The sequence below is a fragment of the Actinosynnema sp. genome, assembly GCF_052038725.1.
Map to the genome: position 1 here is coordinate 1 of NZ_JBQGCX010001330.1, position 18,204 is coordinate 18,204.

Consider the following 18,204-nt stretch of genomic DNA (forward strand, 5'->3'; position numbering starts at 1 on the left):
CCCCACCCCGCCGCCCCTGGCTCCTCCCCACCGCCCTGGTCCTCCTCTCCGCCCTCCTCCTGGCCCTGGGCGCCTGGTTCCAGACCGCCGCCTCCCGCGTCGCCCACGACCGCGCCCTCGTCGACGCCGCCGGGACCGCCGAGGTCGGCGAACAGGTGCGGGACGCCGTCGAGCGGGCCTTCTCCTACGACTTCGCCGACGTCGGCGCCACCGAGCGCGCCGCGGCCGAGGTGCTGGTGGGCCGCGCCGAGTGCCAGTACGACGCGATCTTCGGCCAGGTCCGCGCCCTCGCCCCCGAGCAGAAGCTCGTGGTCACCGTGAAGGCCGTGACCAGCGGCGTCACCTCGCTCGACGGCGACCGCGCCACCGTCCTGCTCTTCCTCGACCAGGTCACCACCCGCACCACCGACAACCGCAGCGGCGGCGGCGTCGCGATGATGCGGGTCGGGGCGCGCAAGGAGGGCGATCGCTGGCTGGTCGACGGCATGGACCTGTTCGGCCAGGACGCGACCCAGGCGGCCGAGTTGGCCAAGTGTGCGAACGCAGGGTGAACAAGGCTGAAAACGAGTGATTCGGGTCACGTATTCGCCGTCACCGCCCCACGGTCCCGACCGGCGGTTTTCCCCCGCCCGTACCGCCCGCGTCCGCTTCGGACGCCGACCCCCGCGTCGTTCTCGCAGGTCACGGCCGTCACTTCCGGTAAACGCGCGGTGCGCCACGAGGGTGATCGTCGCGTGGCATCTTGACTGCGAGCGTCGTCCGGGTCACTCTGTCGGTGAGCACGAGAAAGGTCCTTCCAGGTGCCTCTCGACAGCCTGCGCGCGCGCAGCTAGACTGCCCCTTTGCGCTGCCCTCTTTCCGTTTGCCCTTCGCCGAGAGCTGGATTGCCGGGCATCGCCGCACCCTTGACAGCCGTGCTAGTTCCGCTGACTAGCCAGCTACCTGTCCCTGGAAGGACGCATCTTGGCGATCTCTCGCGCGACCAAGGCCACTGCTGCGACCAACTCCACGTCGGGGATCCCTGGAGCGCCGAAGCGGGTTTCGTTTGCGAAGATCCACGAGCCGCTCCAGACGCCCAACCTGCTCGACCTCCAGATCCAGTCGTTCGAGTGGCTCACCGGCGACGAGGCGTGGTTCCAGCGCCGCGTCGACGAGGGCGACGAGGCGCCGACGGGCGGCCTCGAAGAGGTCCTGAACGAGATCTCCCCCATCGAGGACTTCTCCGGCTCGATGTCCCTGTCCTTCTCCGATCCGCGCTTCGACGAGGTCAAGGCCTCGACCGAGGAGTGCAAGGACAAGGACATGACGTACGCGGCCCCGCTGTTCGTCACCGCGGAGTTCACCAACCACACCACTGGCGAGATCAAGAGCCAGACGGTGTTCATGGGTGACTTCCCGATGATGACGGACAAGGGCACGTTCATCATCAACGGCACCGAGCGGGTCGTCGTGTCCCAGCTCGTCCGTTCCCCCGGCGTCTACTACGACACCGCGATCGACAAGACGACCGACAAGGACGTCTTCTCGGTCAAGATCATCCCTTCCAGGGGCGCGTGGCTGGAGTTCGACGTCGACAAGCGCGACACCGTGGGTGTCCGCATCGACCGCAAGCGCCGCCAGCCGGTCACCGTGCTGCTCAAGGCCCTCGGCTGGAGCACCGAGCAGATCCGCGAGCGCTTCTCCTTCAGCGAGACGCTGCTGACGACCCTGGAGAAGGACCACACGGCGGGCACCGACGAGGCCCTGCTCGACATCTACCGCAAGCTGCGCCCCGGCGAGCCCCCGACGAAGGAGTCCGCCCAGGCCCTGCTGGAGACGCTCTTCTTCAAGGAGAAGCGCTACGACCTCGCCAAGGTCGGCCGGTACAAGGTCAACAAGAAGCTGGGCCTGGACACCCCGATCAGCACCGGCGTGCTGACCGAGGACGACATCGTCACGACGATCGAGTACCTGGTCCGCCTGCACGCCGGTGAGACCAGCATGCAGCCGGGCGAGACCGAGGTGCCGGTCGAGGTCGACGACATCGACCACTTCGGCAACCGCCGCCTGCGCACCGTCGGCGAGCTGATCCAGAACCAGATCCGGGTCGGCCTCTCCCGCATGGAGCGCGTCGTGCGCGAGCGCATGACGACCCAGGACGTCGAGGCGATCACGCCGCAGACCCTGATCAACATCCGTCCCGTCGTGGCGGCGATCAAGGAGTTCTTCGGCACGTCCCAGCTCTCGCAGTTCATGGACCAGACCAACCCGCTGGCCGGTCTGACCCACAAGCGCCGCCTCTCGGCGCTGGGCCCCGGTGGTCTGTCGCGTGAGCGCGCGGGCATGGAGGTCCGCGACGTCCACCCGTCGCACTACGGCCGCATGTGCCCCATCGAGACCCCTGAAGGCCCGAACATCGGCCTGATCGGCTCGCTGTCCTCCTACGGGCGGGTCAACCCGTTCGGCTTCATCGAGACGCCGTACCGCAAGGTCGTCGACGGCCGGGTCACCGACCAGATCGACTACCTGACCGCGGACGAGGAGGACCGGTACGTCAAGGCCCAGGCGAACGCCAGGATCGACGGGGAGGGCAACTTCCTCGAGGGCAAGGTCCTGGTCCGCAAGAAGGGCGGCGAGGTCGAGATGATCGACCCGCGCGACGTCGACTACATGGACGTCTCGCCCCGCCAGATGGTCTCGGCCGCGACGGCGATGATCCCCTTCCTGGAGCACGACGACGCGAACCGCGCCCTCATGGGCGCGAACATGCAGCGCCAGGCGGTGCCGCTGCTGCGCAGCGAGTCCCCGCTGGTCGGCACCGGCATGGAGCTGCGCGCCGCGGTCGACGCCGGTGACGTCGTGGTGGCCAAGAAGACCGGCGTGGTGGAGGAGATCTCCGCCGACTACGTCACGGTCATGGCCGACGACGGCTCCCGCCAGACCTACGGGATGCACAAGTTCCGCCGCTCGAACCAGGGCACCTGCATCAACCAGAAGCCCATCGTGAACGAGGGCGACCGGGTGCAGGTGGGCCAGGTCCTCGCGGACGGCCCGTGCACCGAGAACGGCGAGATGGCCCTGGGCAAGAACCTGCTCGTGGCGATCATGCCGTGGGAGGGCCACAACTACGAGGACGCGATCATCCTGTCGCAGCGCCTCGTGCAGGACGACGTCCTGACCTCGATCCACATCGAGGAGCACGAGATCGACGCCCGCGACACCAAGCTGGGCGCCGAGGAGATCACGCGGGACATCCCGAACGTCTCCGAGGAGGTCCTGGCCGACCTGGACGAGCGCGGCATCATCCGCATCGGCGCCGAGGTCCAGCCGGGCGACATCCTCGTCGGCAAGGTCACGCCCAAGGGCGAGACCGAGCTGACCCCCGAGGAGCGGCTGCTCCGCGCGATCTTCGGCGAGAAGGCGCGCGAGGTCCGCGACACCTCGCTCAAGGTGCCGCACGGCGAGTACGGCAAGGTCATCGGCATCCGCGTGTTCAGCCGCGAGGACGACGACGAGCTGCCCCCCGGCGTGAACGAGCTGGTCCGCGTGTACGTGGCCCAGAAGCGCAAGATCCAGGACGGTGACAAGCTCGCCGGTCGCCACGGCAACAAGGGCGTCATCGGCAAGATCCTCCCCGTCGAGGACATGCCCTTCCTGGAGGACGGCACCCCGGTCGACATCGTGCTGAACACGCACGGCGTCCCCCGTCGTATGAACATCGGCCAGGTCCTGGAGACCCACCTCGGGTGGATCGCCAAGCAGGGCTGGAGCATCAACGGCGACCCGGACTGGGCGAAGAACCTGCCCGCCGACCTCTACGAGGTCGAGCCCGGCACCAAGACCGCCACGCCCGTCTTCGACGGCGCGCGCGAGGAGGAGATCACGGGCCTGCTGGGCTCGACGGTCCCGAACCGCGACGGCGAGCGCATGGTCAAGGAGAACGGCAAGGCGCAGCTCTTCGACGGGCGCAGCGGCGAGCCGTACCCCTTCCCCGTGTCGGTCGGCTACATGTACATCCTGAAGCTGCTGCACCTGGTGGACGACAAGATCCACGCGCGTTCGACCGGCCCGTACTCGATGATCACGCAGCAGCCGCTGGGTGGTAAGGCGCAGTTCGGTGGTCAGCGCTTCGGTGAGATGGAGTGCTGGGCGATGCAGGCGTACGGCGCCGCCTACACCCTGCAGGAGCTGCTCACCATCAAGTCCGACGACGTGCTCGGCCGCGTGAAGGTCTACGAGGCCATCGTCAAGGGCGAGAACATCCCGGAGCCGGGCATCCCGGAGTCCTTCAAGGTGCTGCTCAAGGAGCTCCAGTCGCTGTGCCTCAACGTCGAGGTGCTGTCCTCGGACGGCGCCGCGATCGAGATGCGCGACGGCGACGACGAAGACCTGGAGCGCGCGGCTGCGAACCTCGGCATCAACCTGTCGCGGTCCGAGTCGCCGTCCGTGGACGACGTCGTCAACTGACCCGCCGGAACCGAGGAGGGCGCCCCTACCGGCGCCCCCTCGGTCCCCCCAAGCTCCTGAGCCAGCCCTCCAGCCCTGCTTTCGGGGCAACCGATCCAAAAGGGGAAGAGAGTAGACGTGCTCGACGTCAACTTCTTCGATGAGCTCCGCATCGGTCTCGCCACCGCGGACGACATCCGCCAGTGGTCCTTCGGCGAGGTCAAGAAGCCCGAGACCATCAACTACCGCACGCTCAAGCCGGAGAAGGACGGCTTGTTCTGCGAGAAGATCTTCGGTCCCACCAGGGACTGGGAGTGCTACTGCGGCAAGTACAAGCGCGTGCGCTTCAAGGGCATCATCTGCGAGCGCTGCGGCGTCGAGGTGACCCGCGCCAAGGTGCGCCGCGAGCGCATGGGCCACATCGAACTGGCCGCGCCGGTCACCCACATCTGGTACTTCAAGGGCGTCCCCAGCCGGTTGGGCTACCTGCTCGACCTGGCCCCCAAGGACCTCGAGAAGATCATCTACTTCGCGGCCTACGTCATCGTGGGCGTCAACGCGGAGCTGCGCCACACCGACCAGCCCACGCTCGACAGCGAGATGCAGGTCGAGCGCAAGCGCGTCGAGAACCGCCGCGACGCGGACGTCGAGGCCCGCGCGCAGAAGCTGGAAGCCGACCTGGCCGAGCTGGAGGCCGAGGGCGCCAAGTCCGACGTCCGCCGCAAGGTCAAGGAGGGCGGCGAGCGCGAGATGCGCCAGCTCCGCGACCGCGCCCAGCGCGAGCTGGACCGGCTCGACGAGATCTGGAGCACGTTCGTCAAGCTGGAGCGCGCCCAGCTCATCGCCGACGAGCAGCTCTACCGCGAGCTGTACGACCGGTACGGCGACTACTTCACCGGCGCCATGGGCGCCGAGGCCATCCAGAAGCTGCTCGGCGACTACGACGTGGACGCCGAGGCCGAGGTGCTGCGCGAGACCATCCGCAGCGGCAAGGGCCAGAAGAAGCTCCGCGCCCTCAAGCGCCTCAAGGTCGTCGCCGCGTTCCAGGCGACCCGCAACAACCCGCAGGGCATGGTCCTGGACTGCGTCCCGGTCATCCCGCCGGACCTGCGCCCCATGGTGCAGCTCGACGGTGGCCGCTTCGCGACCTCCGACCTGAACGACCTGTACCGCCGCGTCATCAACCGCAACAACCGCCTCAAGCGACTGATCGACCTCGGCGCGCCCGAGATCATCGTCAACAACGAGAAGCGGATGCTGCAGGAGGCCGTCGACGCGCTGTTCGACAACGGCCGCCGCGGCCGTCCGGTGACCGGTCCGGGCAACCGCCCGCTCAAGTCGCTGTCCGACCTGCTCAAGGGCAAGCAGGGCCGGTTCCGCCAGAACCTGCTCGGCAAGCGCGTCGACTACTCCGGCCGTTCGGTCATCGTCGTCGGCCCGCAGCTCAAGCTGCACCAGTGCGGTCTGCCCAAGCAGATGGCGCTGGAGCTGTTCAAGCCGTTCGTGATGAAGCGCCTGGTGGACCTGAACCACGCGCAGAACATCAAGTCGGCCAAGCGCATGGTCGAGCGCGCGCGCCCCGCGGTGTGGGACGTCCTCGAAGAGGTCATCACCGAGCACCCGGTGCTGCTCAACCGCGCGCCCACGCTGCACCGCCTCGGCATCCAGGCCTTCGAGCCGCAGCTGGTCGAGGGCAAGGCCATCCAGCTCCACCCGCTCGTCTGCGAGGCGTTCAACGCCGACTTCGACGGCGACCAGATGGCCGTCCACCTGCCGCTGTCCGCCGAGGCCCAGGCCGAGGCGCGCGTGCTGATGCTGTCGTCGAACAACATCCTCTCGCCCGCGTCCGGCAAGCCGCTGGCCATGCCGCGACTGGACATGGTGACGGGTCTGTACCACCTGACCTGGCACAAGGAGAACGACCTCGGCGAGGGCCAGGCGTACTCCTCGCCCGCCGAGGCGCAGATGGCGTTCGACCGCAAGGCGCTGGGCCTCCAGGCGATGTGCAAGATCCGCATCACCGACAAGAACCCGCCGCGCGGCCAGGAGCCGGAGGGCTGGGAGCCCGGTCAGCCGTGGCTGGCCGAGACCACCCTCGGCCGGGTGCTGTTCAACGAGGTCCTGCCGCAGGACTACCCGTTCCTGAACGAGGTCATGCCCAAGAAGCGGCAGGCCACGGTCATCAACGACCTCGCCGAGCGGTACCCGATGGTCACCGTCGCCCGGACGCTGGACAAGCTGAAGGACGCCGGCTTCCACTGGGCCACCCGGTCCGGCGTGACCGTCGCGATCTCCGACGTGCTCGTGCCCCAGGCCAAGCAGGGCATCCTGGACGAGTACGAGAAGCTCGCCGACGCGGTGGAGAAGCGCTACCAGCGCGGTCAGCTGTCCTACACCGAGCGCAACAACGAGCTCGTCAAGGTGTGGACCAAGGCGACCGAGGACGTCGCCCAGGTCATGGAGGACAACTTCCCCGAGGACAACTCGATCCGCAAGATCGTGAAGTCCGGCGCGGCGGGCAACATGACCCAGGTCCGCTCCCTCGCGGGCATGCGCGGCCTGGTCACGAACCCGAAGGGCGAGTACATCCCGCGCCCGATCAAGAACTCGTTCCGCGAGGGCTTGTCGGTCCTGGAGTACTTCATCGCCACGCACGGCGCCCGCAAGGGTCTGGCCGACACCGCGCTCCGCACGGCGGACTCGGGCTACCTGACCCGTCGTCTGGTGGACGTCTCGCAGGACGTCATCATCCGCGAGATCGACTGCGGCACCACGCGCGGCGTGGGCATGACCGTGGGCGAGGTCCTGAGCGACCGCGTCGGCCTGCACGAGTTCGCGCAGACCAGCGTGTACGCCCGGACCCTGGCCGAGGACATCACCGACAAGGACGGCAACATCGTCCTCAACCGCGGTGACGACCTGGGCGACCCGGCGCTCCAGACCCTGGTGACCAACAACGTCGTCCGGGTGAAGGTCCGCTCCGTGCTGACCTGCGAGTCCGCGGTCGGCGTGTGCGCGTCCTGCTACGGCCGCTCGATGGCCACCGGCCAGCTGGTCGACGTCGGCGAGGCCGTCGGCATCGTCGCCGCCCAGTCCATCGGTGAGCCCGGCACCCAGCTGACGATGCGCACCTTCCACCAGGGTGGTGTGGCCGGTGACGACATCACCACCGGTCTGCCGCGCGTCCAGGAGCTGTTCGAGGCCCGCGTCCCGAAGGGCAAGGCGCCCATCGCCGACGTCGACGGCCGCGTGCGGATCGAGGACGGCGACCGCTTCTGGAAGATCACCCTCATCCCGGACGACGGGTCCGAGGAGATCCTCTTCGAGAAGCTCTCGAAGCGCCAGCGCCTGGCCAACACGGCCACCGGCCCGCTGCAGGACGGCGACCACGTGAGCGTCGGCCAGCAGCTGCTGGAGGGCACGCCCGACCCGCACGAGGTCCTGCGGGTCATGGGTCCGCGCGAGGCCCAGCTGCACCTGGTGCAGGAGGTCCAGAAGGTCTACCGCGCCCAGGGCGTGGCGATCCACGACAAGCACATCGAGGTCATCGTCCGGCAGATGCTGCGCCGGGTCACGATCATCGACTCGGGTGCGACGGAGTTCCTGCCGGGCTCGCTGGTCGAGCGCGCGGACTTCGAGTCGGGCAACCGCCAGGTCGTGGCCGAGGGCGGCGAGCCCGCCGCCGGTCGCCCGGTCCTGATGGGCATCACGAAGGCGTCGCTGGCCACGGACTCGTGGCTGTCGGCGGCCTCCTTCCAGGAGACGACGCGCGTCCTGACCGACGCCGCCATCAACGGGCGGTCGGACAAGCTGATCGGCCTGAAGGAGAACGTGATCATCGGTAAGCTGATCCCGGCCGGCACCGGCATCAACCGGTACCGGAACATCCAGGTCCAGCCGACCGAGGAGGCGCGCGCCGCCGCGTACGCCATCCCGAGCTACGACGACGGCTACTACACGCCGGACGTGTTCGGGACCGGCACGGGCGCCGCGGTTCCGCTGGACGACTACGACTTCGGCCGCGACTACCGCTGACCGGAGCTCTGGTTGTGGGAAGGCCCTCGGCGTTTCGCCGGGGGCCTTCTCCCGTTGTCGGGGCTGGTTCCCGACCGGGGAGAAGCAGATCGGCGGCGCCCCTGCGCGGGGCGCCGCCGATCTCGTTCAGCTCCGGTGAAGGTCCGGGCGATCTGCTGGTCCGGTGACGGCCAGCCCCCTCGGTCCCCCCGCGTGGTTCACCCCCGCGTGGTCACCGCCCCCGAGCGGTCACGAGGAGTAGAACAGGCCGGACAGGCCGCGGTGCTTGCGGTGGCCGTAGTGGCCGCCGTAGTGCGGCTGGCCCCAGACGGGCGGCGGCTGCTGCACGTAGTGGACCTGCGCGGGCGCGGGCGCGGCGGCGGGAGGGGGCGGCGGCGGGGTGGCCATCTGCTTCTCCAGCCGGGTGATCGCCTCCAGCTCGCCGTAGTCGAGGAAGACGCCCCGGCAGCCGTCGCACTGCTCGATGTGCACGCCCATCCGGTCATAGGTGCGCATCTGCGCATGGCACTTGGGACACTGCATCACTGCTACCTCCTGTTGCGCCCGGTGACCGCGATATTAGCCGCGGCGCGGTCCCCGGTGGGCCGAGACGATCCGGTCGCAGGTCGCGACCAGGGCTTCCTGAGCGGGTTCCAGCGGCACGCCGTCGCGGACCGACGCGCTCAGCGCCCGAGCCGCCAGCTGCACGACGAGCGCGCGGGCGGGCGCCTCCAGCGCGGCCCACGGGTCGGCGGGGTCGACGGCCGGCCCGCCCGCGCCCAGGTAGGCGGTGAGCAGCCGGTCCCACTCGCGCCCGTCGAGCACCCCGGCGAGCAGCAGCGCGGCGGGCCGGGCGAGGTCCCAGGCGGGGTGGCCCCGGCCGAGGTCGTCGAGGTCGATGAGCCGCCAGGCGCCGCCGTGGCGCAGCAGCTGCCCGAGGTGCCAGTCGCCGTGGATGAGCGCGGACCCGCGCGGCGGGTCGGGCAGCGTGCCGAACGCGCCCCGCACGACGTCCGCGCCGGGCGCCCCGGCGGGCAGCTCCCGCACGGCCCGCGCCATCCGGCTCCAGGCCCCCGCCTCGGGCGTGCCGGGCGGCACGGGTGCCAGGTGCAGCGCGGCCAGCAACCGGCCGGCGTCCGCCAGCGGGAACTCCTCGGGCGCGGACTGCGGCACGGCCTCCCCGAAGGGCCACCGCGTCACCACCCGCCCCAGCACCTCGACCGGCGGCCCGAGCGGCGCGAGCAGCACCCCGCCGAGCCCGCGCGCGACCTCCAGCCGAACCCCGAGCGCCGAGCCGTCGGTGCCGCGCTCGTGCGCCTTGAGCACGACGTCCCCGACCCGCACGACCACGACGTCCCCGCGCACCGCGACGACCTCGACCGCGCCGGAGCCGTCCTCGACCCCGGCGAGCGCGCCCATCGCGGTGATCAACTCGTCCACGACGTCAGTGAACCACCCGTCAGGCGCCCGGCGGGGGCGGCTGCTGCCCCTCGGCCGCGCCCTGCCCGTCGCCCTGCGCCTGCGGCAGGTCCACCGGCTCGCGCAGCGCCGTCGTGTAGCTGTAGAAGAACCCGATCAGGTAGGTCGCCGCGTCGCCGGGGTTGTCGAAGGCCGCGAAGAACTGCCGCCGCCCCCGGTAGTCCCAGTAGACGACGAAGTCGTCGTCCTGCCGCACCAGGTTGATCGCGCCGTCGGCGTGCTCGCCCAGCGAGTACGCCATCGGGTTCAGGCCCAGGTGCTCGGCGATGCCCCGCGCCGCGTCCAGCGCCGTCTCGACCGCCGCGGCCACCCCCGGTGCGAGGGCCGCGAGGGCGAGGCCGCCCTGCCGGGTCGTCGCGGACGACAGCGCCCGCGCCCGCGCCACCGACGACACCCGCTCCGGCAGCAGGTAGCGCTGCGACCTGATGTGCGCGAGCAGCCCCGGTTCGGGGGGCAGGTCGTGGCGCTCCAGGTAGTAGGCGATCATCCCCGCCCACACCCACCGGCCGTCGGTCAGGAACACCGAGGGCACCGTCTCGGGGTGCGCCGGGTCGAGGCGGTCGACCTCCAGGCCCCGACCGGTCAGCACCGCGACCGCGTTGTTCAGGTAGGACAGCACCAGCTGCCGCTCGTCCGGGTGCAGCCGGGGGCGGTGGGAGGCGACCCGGTACCCCGTCTCGTCGTTGCCGGAGAAGTGCTCGAACACCCTGGCCGGGATCATCGCCGGGACCGGGGGCTCCGGCCACGGGAGCACGCCGTGCTCCGGGGTGACCTCCAGGTCCAGCCCGTCCGAGTTGGCCCGCACCACCCACTCCGGCGCGTCCTGGACCGCCCTGGGGAAGCGCAGCAGGTCGTGCTTGACCAGCGGGTTGGGGTGCTCGTTCGGGTGGCGGAAGGTGAACGTGCGCCAGCGCGGCTCGCTCTGCCAGTCGTACGAGGCAACCACCTCGCCGTCCGGGGTGAAGGTCAGGTCGGCCTTGTACCAGGCGCCCCGCGACGACCGGTACATCCGGGAGCGCAGCCGGTCGAACCACTGGCCCACCATCAGCGGCGGGTACCAGTGGACGACGCCCTCGGCCCCCTCCTGCCGGGCGGTCGCGGTCAGCACCTGCCAGCCGCTCAACGCCTCCACCTCGATCCGCGCCGACAGCCAGCGCTCCGGCGCGTGCTCGGCGATCAGCGCCTTGAGCGCGGCCAGGTGCTCCTCGACGCCCTCCTCGGGGTCGGGCTCGGGGATCTCCGGCATCCGGTAGAGGAACGGCGCGGGGGAGGTGTCGGTGTGCGGGAGGTAGGAGGCGCGGTACTGGAACAGGCTCTCCACCTCGTCCAGCGAGGGCGTCATGACGGCCTGCGGCGGGGGGACCTCGCCCTCGGGCAGCCGCCAGCCCGACGCCGTCACCAGGAGCCTGCCGTCCTCGAAGCGCCTCACGAGCGTCCCGGTCCGGCCCCCCGCGGTCACGCAGGGCCAGACGGTCAGCACCGCCTCGTACGAGTTCGGCGGCTGCCCGACCGAGCCGTCCGCGAAGGTGAGCCTGCCGCCGAAGGGGCTCCACTCCCAGGACTCCAGCGCGCGCGGCTCGTCGTTGGCGACCACGCAGCGGACCGGGGCCGCGGACTCGGGGAAGATCGCTCTCACTTCTGCGCTCCGGTGCTGCCGACCCACTCGACCTCGTCGGGGGCGAAGGCTTCGTTGGGGATGGTGTCCTTGAAGGTCTTCGAGTGGAGGTAGAGGTACCCGTACTCGTCGAGCCGGTAGGCGAGCAGGAGCGGGATCGCCTCCTTCACCAGCGCGCCCGGCACGCCGCCGGGGATCAGCAGCTGCCCGCGCTGCTCCGCGGGGAGCGGCGGGAGCCCCCGCTCGTGCCAGGTGGCGTCCACGTGCAGCCCGTTCGGGTGGAAGACCTGGTACAGGTACTCGACCTTGACCCAGCTCCTGCTGTCCCGGACCACTGTCGCAGCCCGCTCGTCGGGGCGCTGGAGCAGCGGGTTCTCCACCCCGAGGGAGAAGGACACGAACGCGCTCCGCCCGACCTGGCCCAGCATGACGTGGTGGTCGAGGCCGAACTCGTCGCCGCCCGGCCGGAAGCCCTCGGCGAAGACCTGTTCGGGCGGCGTGCCCTCGCGCCGGAAGAGCGCGTTCTCCGGGTTCAGGTAGTCGGGGGCTTTCCGCCAGATGATCATGTTCTGCCGCCTGTCCGCGTCGCGCCCCGCTCGGGGTCGGGGTCGAAGCCGGGGTTCTCGACGTGCTCGCCGATCGACCGGCGCGTCACGTTCTTGAAGTCGGGGACGCCGTCCACGAGGGGGACGACCATCCGCACCAGGAAGGACGAGGAGATGTTCCGGGGCGGGACTCCGCCGGGCACGACGACCTCGCTCTCCTGGTGCGCGGAGTTGCCCGACATGCCGCGCACCGGGTTGTCCCGCAGGGTGGCGTCGGCGTCGATGCCCGCCGGGACGTGGAAGGCGTGCACCCACGCCTCGACCGTCGCGGTGCCGTCGTTGTTGTCGAACACCTCGTACGGGGTGCGGGCGCCGCCCGGCTCGTGCTGCGCGCCGGTGCGGGAGAAGATGTCCTTCAGGTCCCGGCAGGCCGACACGAACCCGCTGTTGGTGGTGTTCCCGGAGATGTGCGACTCCACGTTGAAGTGGTGGTCGGCGGGGTCGCCGATCGGCGTGAAGCCCTCGGCCGTCACCTGCCCGGGACCTCGGGAGTCCATCCGGTAGTAGGCGTTCTTCTTGAGGTGCCACTCGTCCCCGTACGAGTGCCAGACCAGCCGCTCGAGCTTGCTCGCGCTCCCCAGGACCAGGTCGTGGACCTCCTGGCCGGTGAGGCCGAGGTCGTTCCTGGTGATCTCCTCGGGAGCCGACCTGGTCAGCCGGTACTCCTCCGGGATGGGCTCGCCGGGCTTGAAGTCGTACTCCTCGTACTTCGGACGGCCGCGCTCCTCCAGGTACCTGTTCAGGTCGTTCAGGAACTCCGGGGTGACGCCGTGCTCGGGCACGTCGGGCAGGTGGACGAAGCGCCCGTCGTCGCCGACGTAGCTCATCCGGGTCAGCTCGCGGGCCTCCTCCGGGGTCAGCGCGTAGCCGCCCTCCGCGCGGTAGGCCCGCAGCGCCTCCTCGCGCAGCAGCACCTCGGCCTCGCGCCGCCTGCGCTCGTCCTGCGGCAGCTCCCGCAGCTCCTCGTCGGACAGGCCGTCGGGCCAGCCGTCCGGGGGGATCGTCTGCTTCCTCGGGTCGACCCACTCCAGCCCGGAGGGGGTCTTCACGGCGTCCCGGAGCGCCGCTTCCCGGTCGAGCTGCTCGTGGAAGGCGGCCAGGAAGTCCTCGAGCAGCTGGTCGGTGGGCGTGCGCTCGTCGGGCTCGGCCCCGGTCCCGAGGTCGTCGCCGAGGTCGTGGGCGGGCTGCTCGCGCTGGGGGGTGCCAGGGGCCCCGGCGTCCTCCGGCCGGTGGTCGGGGGCCCGGTCGGGGGCCGGGGTGTGGTCGCGCCCGACGGGGGTGGTGAGGTCGGCGAGCCGGTCGGCGATACCGCGCGGCGCGGCGGGTGGGGCGGCGGGTGGGGCGGCGGGTGGGGCGGGCTCGACGGGCTTCGTGGCGGTTCCCGGCTCAGCCGACCGCTCGGGCCTCGGCTGCGCAGGCGCGGCCTGTTCCGGCGCGGCCTGCGCGGGCTTGGTCTGCGCGGGCTTGGTCTGCTCGGGCGCGACCTCTTCGGGCCTGATCTGCTCGGGCTTGATCCCGCTTGGTGCGACCTGTTCCGGCGCGCTCTGCGCGGGCACGTCCTGTGGGGACGGCTGGTGGGTCCGCGGCTGGTCCGCGAGCGCCTGCTGCGGGTGCCCGGTGGTCTGCTGGACCTCGGGGGCGGGCAGGTCGGTGGCCTGCTGCGGGCGTGCGGGGGTCTCCGCGCGCGGGGCGCCCGGCTGCTGCGCGTCCGGGGACGCCGGTTGATGCGCGGGCGGGCGCTCGCCCTGCGGCTGACCACCTGCCGGAGGGGTCGGGGGCGTGGGCCGCTGGCCGCGGTTGTCGAGCTGGGGTGCGGACGGCGCGACCCGGTCGCCCTGCTGCTGGAAGCCGGTGGGCGGGGTCTGGCCGTATCGCGGCTGCTGCGCCTGACCAGGCTGCGGTGAACCCGGTCGAGCGGGGCCCGGCTGGACAGGGCTGGTCTGCGGGGTGTTCGGCCGTGCGGGACCTGGCTGCTGCGAGCCGGGCTGGGCGAGACCGGGGCGCGTGAAACCGGGCTGCGTGAAACCGGGCCGTCCGGGACCGGGGTTCGGGCCGAACCGCTGCGGACCCGGCCTGCCCGCGCCGGGAGGCGTGGAACCCGCCTGCGGCGGCGGGCCCTGCCGGTAGCCCGGCTGCGCGGGGCCGGTTCGCGCGGGGTGGGATTGCGCGGGGTGGGATTGCGGGAGGCCGGTCTGCGGGGGCCTCGGCTGGGCGAAGCCCTGCGGCTGGCCCATCGGCTGACCGCCGGTCCGCTGTCCACCCGTGAACTGGCCGATCCCAGGCTGCCCGCTCGCGGGCTGGCTGACCCTGGGCTGGCCGCTCGCGGGCTGGCCGAGCCCAGGCTGGCCGCCCATCCGCTGTCCGCCCGCGGGCTGGCCGCTCGCAGGCCGGTGACCCGCCTGCTGCTGGTAGCCCTGCGGGATGCCCGGCTGCGGGGGCTGGACGCCCGGTCGGCTCGCACCGGGGTGCTGGTCCTGGCGGCCGGGCGGCTGGCCGGGGTGACCGCCCTGCTGGGTGGTCGCGCCGAAGTGGCCCTGCCCGAGCGGCTGCCTCGCGGCGGGCTGCCCGAACTGCTGCGCGCCGGGGGCGCCGTTCGGCGTGCGCTGGGAGTTGTCGCCGTTGCCGAAGGGCTCGGGGGCCTGCGGCCTGCCGGGGGGCGCCTGCCTGCCCGGCTGGCCGTGGGGGGACTGCGCGCCGCCTGGCCAGCCGGGGTGTCCGGCGGTCTGGCCGGGTGGGACCGGCGCCGACGGGTGGGCTGCGGGCGGCTGGGGCTGTGGGGCGTTCCAGGTCTGCCGGCCGGTGAGGCCCTGCTGCTGGCGCTGCTGCTGCGCGGCCTCCGGGGTCCAGCCTCGGAAGGGGGAGTTCGCGTGCGGGTCGGTGTCGGCCTGGCGGGTGAACACGGTCTTCACCCAGCCGAGCGCGCCCTTGCCCGACCTGGTCTGGTGCGGGGTGCCCGCCTGGCCGCCGTGCGGGTCGTGCGCGGGACCGGTCCAGGGCGGCGGCTGGTCGGGGGCAGCGCGGTGCCAGGCCCTCGGGGCCTTGCCCGGCGTGGTGTCGCCCCAGCCCGCGTCGTGGCCCGGCGGGGTGGTCGAGTTGTGGTCGGTGCTGGTGCCGTCCGGCCGGTGGGTGATCCACGAGCCGTTGGGCGGCCAGCCGGGGGCGCCGTCCGGGCGGTCGGGGGAGGACTCCCTCGACGAGGCGAACACGTTGCCCGCCTCGTCCACCCACGCGTACTTCGACGGGGCGATGACGTCCGCGCCCAGCTCGCGGGCGAGCTGCGCGGCGAAGCCGTTCGGGTCCGTGCCGGTGTTGCAGGAGATCAGCCGGATCGGCTTCTCGCCGTCCCAGTCGCCGGTGGACCGGATGATGTCCGCCAGCTGCCTCGGCGACAGGCGGGTGCCGTCCACCGACGCGCTGGTCCCGGTGCCGTGGACGTCGACGGTGTAGGTGCGCGGGTCCTCCGCGACCCGGTCCGCCGAGCGGTGCACGGCCGGGTGGAGCTTGTCCTGGTGCAGCGAGAGGCCCGAGCGGGTCAGGGCCGCGCGCGGCTGGAGGTGCGCCAGCTCCGGGGGCAGCGAGAACCGCTTGCGCATCCGCGACGCCTGCTCCTGCTCGGTGCGCGGGCGCGGGGCCTCGCTCACCGGGTCGCGGTGCGGGGCGGCCGGGCCGTCCTGGGGGAGGGCGGGGGCGTCCACCTGGTGCGCGGGGGCGTCGGCGCGCTGAGGCGTCGTGGCGTCCGGGTGGTGCGCCGGGGCGGTCGGTCGCTGCGGCGGGACGTCCTGGTTCGGGCCGTCCTGGTGCCGGGCCGGGCCGTCCGGGCGGCGCGCGGGCGCGGGCTGGCGCTGGTCCGGTGCGGGGCGCTCGGACCGGTGCGACTGGGCCGGATCGACCTGGGGCCTGCCGGGGTGACCCTGCTGCTGCGGGAGTGGACCGGTCGGCTGGGGGCTGTGCTGCGGGAAGTGCGGCTGCTGCTGGAACGGCTGCTGTGGGAACGCCTGCTGCGGGCGACCGTCCGGGGTGGGCTGGTCCGGCGCGCGGTGCGGGAAGGGCGGCGGGGCCTGCTGCGGCGACCAGCCGCCCTGGAACTGCGGGGTCGTCGTGCCGCTCTGCTGGGTGGTCGTGCCCTGGTGTGAAGGAGCCGGGTGGGAGGGAGCTGGTTGGGAGGGAGCCGGGTGGGCGGAGGGCTGCTGGACCGGCGCCTGCTGAGCGGGGGACTGGTGGGCGGGCGCCTGCGGGGTGGAGGGCTGGTGGGCCGCCGCCGGGGACTGGTGTGGCTGCTGCGGCGCGGGCGCGGTGGTGTTCGGGGTGTGCGCGGGCTGGGTGCTGCTGGGGGGCGCGGCCGGGGTGTGGGGCTGCGTCGGGTGGGACTGGGGTGTGGGGGAGTGCGGCTGGGCAGGGGTCGGGGTGGTGGTTCTCGGGGGTGACTGCTGCGCCTGCGTGCCGCTGCTGTTGCTCTGCGTGGGCGTGGGCGCCTGCGCGGGAGCGGGCTGGGGGAACTGCTGCGGGAACTGCTGGGGCGCCGCCTGCTGCGACTGCCTCGGCGTGGGCTCCTGGGAGGACTGCGGCGCGTGGGCGGGTTCCGCAGGGGTGGTCGTCGCGTACGACGTCGACGTCGCGTCCTGCGCGCGCCTGAGCGGCGGGGAGTCCGCGTTCGGCGTGAGGGGCGGGGCGCCCTGGCCGCCGCCGTCGTGAGGTGCGCTCACCGGCGTCGGCGTCGGCGTCGGCGTCGGCGTTGATGTCGGAGTCGGGGTCGACCGCGCGTCCAGGTCCAGCCCGGTCGGCGAGACGCCGCCTGGGTCCGGCGACCCGCCCGGATCACCCGCCGAGCCGCCGTGCGAGCCGCCGTCGAAGTGGGTCTTCGCGCCCCCGACCGCGCCTCCCAGGCCGCCGCTCGCCGCGCTCTGCAGCAGGTCGTCGAACTTCACGCCCTCGCCCGTGACGACCGCCTCCGCGACCGTCGACGCCACGCCCGTGACCGCCTCCTCGGCCGCCTCGCGCGCCGCGTTCCTGGCCAGGCCCTCGGTCGCGCTGCCGAGGAGCTTGTCCCCGCCCGCGCCGACCAGCGCGCCCGTCGCCCCGGAGATCGCGCCGGACAGGGCCGCGTCGCCGACCAGCTTCCCGTCGACGCCCTTCCGGTCGCCCCGCGCGATCTGGATCGCCTGCACCGCCAGGTCCGTGCCGACCGACGTGGCCACCTCGGTCACCACCGACCGCACGACCGTGCCCACCAGGCTCCGCCCCAGCCGCTGCGCCAGCGACTGGATGAGCTTGCGCACGATCGTCTGGATGGTCGCCCTGGTGGCGATCTGCGCGGGCACGATGCCCGCCGTCGACGCCCCCGCCGTGACGAACGCCGACGCCAGCATCGCCAGCAGCTCGGCGAGGAAGATCCCCAGCGCGATCAGGATCGACAGCTTCGCGTACTCGATCTGCAGCGCGCAGTTGCGGCACTGGTCGCCCAGCTCCCGCGACCGCTCCTCCAGCGCCCGCAGCGCCGCCTGGTCGCCGTCGGCGTACTGCGCCCAGAACTCGCGGACCGCGTCGGCCGCCTCGCCGTCCATGCTGGACAGCGCCTCGGCCACCGCCGCGTCCGCGTCCCGGAGCGCCGCGTCCACGTCCTCGGCCGCCCGGTCCCACGCCGCGCCGACCCTGCGCAGCGCGGTCTCGTCGCCCTCCGGCCACTCGCCCGCCGCCAGCCAGGCGACCTGCTCCAGCCAGCCGGGGATCTCGATGCCCACGCCAGCCGTCCGCCCGGCCCATGCGCGCCCGGATCTCGTCGTCCAGCCGCCGCATCGACTCCGCCTGCTCGGTCAGGCCGTCCGCGATGGAGGCCATCGCGCCCGCGGCCTTCTTCATCACGTCCTGCGCCTTGGCCGCGTTCGGCTCGTAGGCCTTCGCGAACTGCTGCCCGGACTCGTCCCCGCCCCAGCACGCGCCCTCGGCCGCCAGCGCCGAGGTGAGCGCGGCGATCCGCTCGCCGAAGTCCTCGCCGACGGCGCCGAGCTTCCTGGCGGCGGCGACGACCGCCTCCACCTCGAGCTGCACCTGCCCGCCGGTCACCAGCGG

8 protein-coding genes and 1 pseudogene are annotated in these 18,204 nt (G+C 72.4%); 4 read left to right on the forward strand and 5 right to left on the reverse strand.

Going from position 1 to position 18,204, the window contains the following annotated elements; all coding sequences use genetic code 11:
* The 3 genes and pseudogenes from ACTUAL_RS28060 to ACTUAL_RS28070 all read left to right on the forward strand — a co-directional run.
* A pseudogene (locus tag ACTUAL_RS28060) lies at positions 1-551 on the forward strand (hypothetical protein); the annotation flags it as partial.
* Positions 552-963: 412 nt separating this feature from the next.
* Positions 964-4,446 carry a DNA-directed RNA polymerase subunit beta gene (gene rpoB, locus ACTUAL_RS28065; protein ID WP_096497138.1) on the forward strand — a complete coding sequence of 1,161 codons (3,483 nt, stop codon included), beginning with the start codon at positions 964-966 and terminating at the stop codon, positions 4,444-4,446.
* 117 nt (positions 4,447-4,563) lie between these two features.
* Positions 4,564-8,460: a DNA-directed RNA polymerase subunit beta' gene (locus ACTUAL_RS28070; protein ID WP_096497137.1), complete on the forward strand. Its 3,897-nt coding sequence runs from the start codon at positions 4,564-4,566 to the stop codon at positions 8,458-8,460.
* 228 nt (positions 8,461-8,688) lie between these two features.
* On the opposite strand, the gene ACTUAL_RS28075 is transcribed toward ACTUAL_RS28070, so the two are convergent.
* From ACTUAL_RS28075 to ACTUAL_RS28095, 5 genes are read right to left on the reverse strand one after another with little or no spacing between them, the layout of a single operon-like run.
* Positions 8,689-8,982 carry a zf-TFIIB domain-containing protein gene (locus ACTUAL_RS28075; protein ID WP_015805300.1) on the reverse strand — a complete coding sequence of 98 codons (294 nt, stop codon included), beginning with the start codon at positions 8,980-8,982 and terminating at the stop codon, positions 8,689-8,691.
* Between the two features lie 36 nt (positions 8,983-9,018).
* A complete protein-coding gene (locus ACTUAL_RS28080) occupies positions 9,019-9,879 on the reverse strand; it encodes a phosphotransferase family protein (RefSeq protein WP_440902344.1) in 861 nt (286 codons plus the stop codon).
* Positions 9,880-9,898: 19 nt separating this feature from the next.
* A complete protein-coding gene (locus ACTUAL_RS28085) occupies positions 9,899-11,554 on the reverse strand; it encodes a hypothetical protein (RefSeq protein WP_440902345.1) in 1,656 nt (551 codons plus the stop codon).
* Positions 11,551-12,099, reverse strand: a complete 549-nt coding sequence (locus ACTUAL_RS28090; RefSeq protein ID WP_096497134.1) for a scabin-related ADP-ribosyltransferase — start codon at positions 12,097-12,099, stop codon at positions 11,551-11,553. The genes ACTUAL_RS28085 and ACTUAL_RS28090 overlap by 4 nt, the downstream gene beginning before the upstream one ends.
* Positions 12,096-17,876 carry a scabin-related ADP-ribosyltransferase gene (locus ACTUAL_RS28095; RefSeq protein WP_440902346.1) on the reverse strand — a complete coding sequence of 1,927 codons (5,781 nt, stop codon included), beginning with the start codon at positions 17,874-17,876 and terminating at the stop codon, positions 12,096-12,098. Before ACTUAL_RS28095 ends, ACTUAL_RS28090 begins: the two co-directional genes overlap by 4 nt.
* 20 nt (positions 17,877-17,896) lie before the next feature.
* Between ACTUAL_RS28095 and ACTUAL_RS28100 the strand changes: the two genes are divergently transcribed.
* Positions 17,897-18,028, forward strand: a complete 132-nt coding sequence (locus ACTUAL_RS28100) for a hypothetical protein (RefSeq protein WP_440902347.1) — start codon at positions 17,897-17,899, stop codon at positions 18,026-18,028.
* Positions 18,029-18,204 lie beyond the last annotated feature (176 nt).

Bases quoted from the DNA above. Each gene is read 5' to 3' on its own strand.
- ACTUAL_RS28075 (WP_015805300.1), bottom strand. From the start codon at position 8,982: ATGCAGTGTCCCAAGTGCCATGCGCAGATGCGCACCTATGACCGGATG.
- ACTUAL_RS28090 (WP_096497134.1), bottom strand. From the start codon at position 12,099: ATGATCATCTGGCGGAAAGCCCCCGACTACCTGAACCCGGAGAACGCG.
- ACTUAL_RS28100 (WP_440902347.1), top strand. From the start codon at position 17,897: ATGCGCGCCCGGATCTCGTCGTCCAGCCGCCGCATCGACTCCGCCTGC.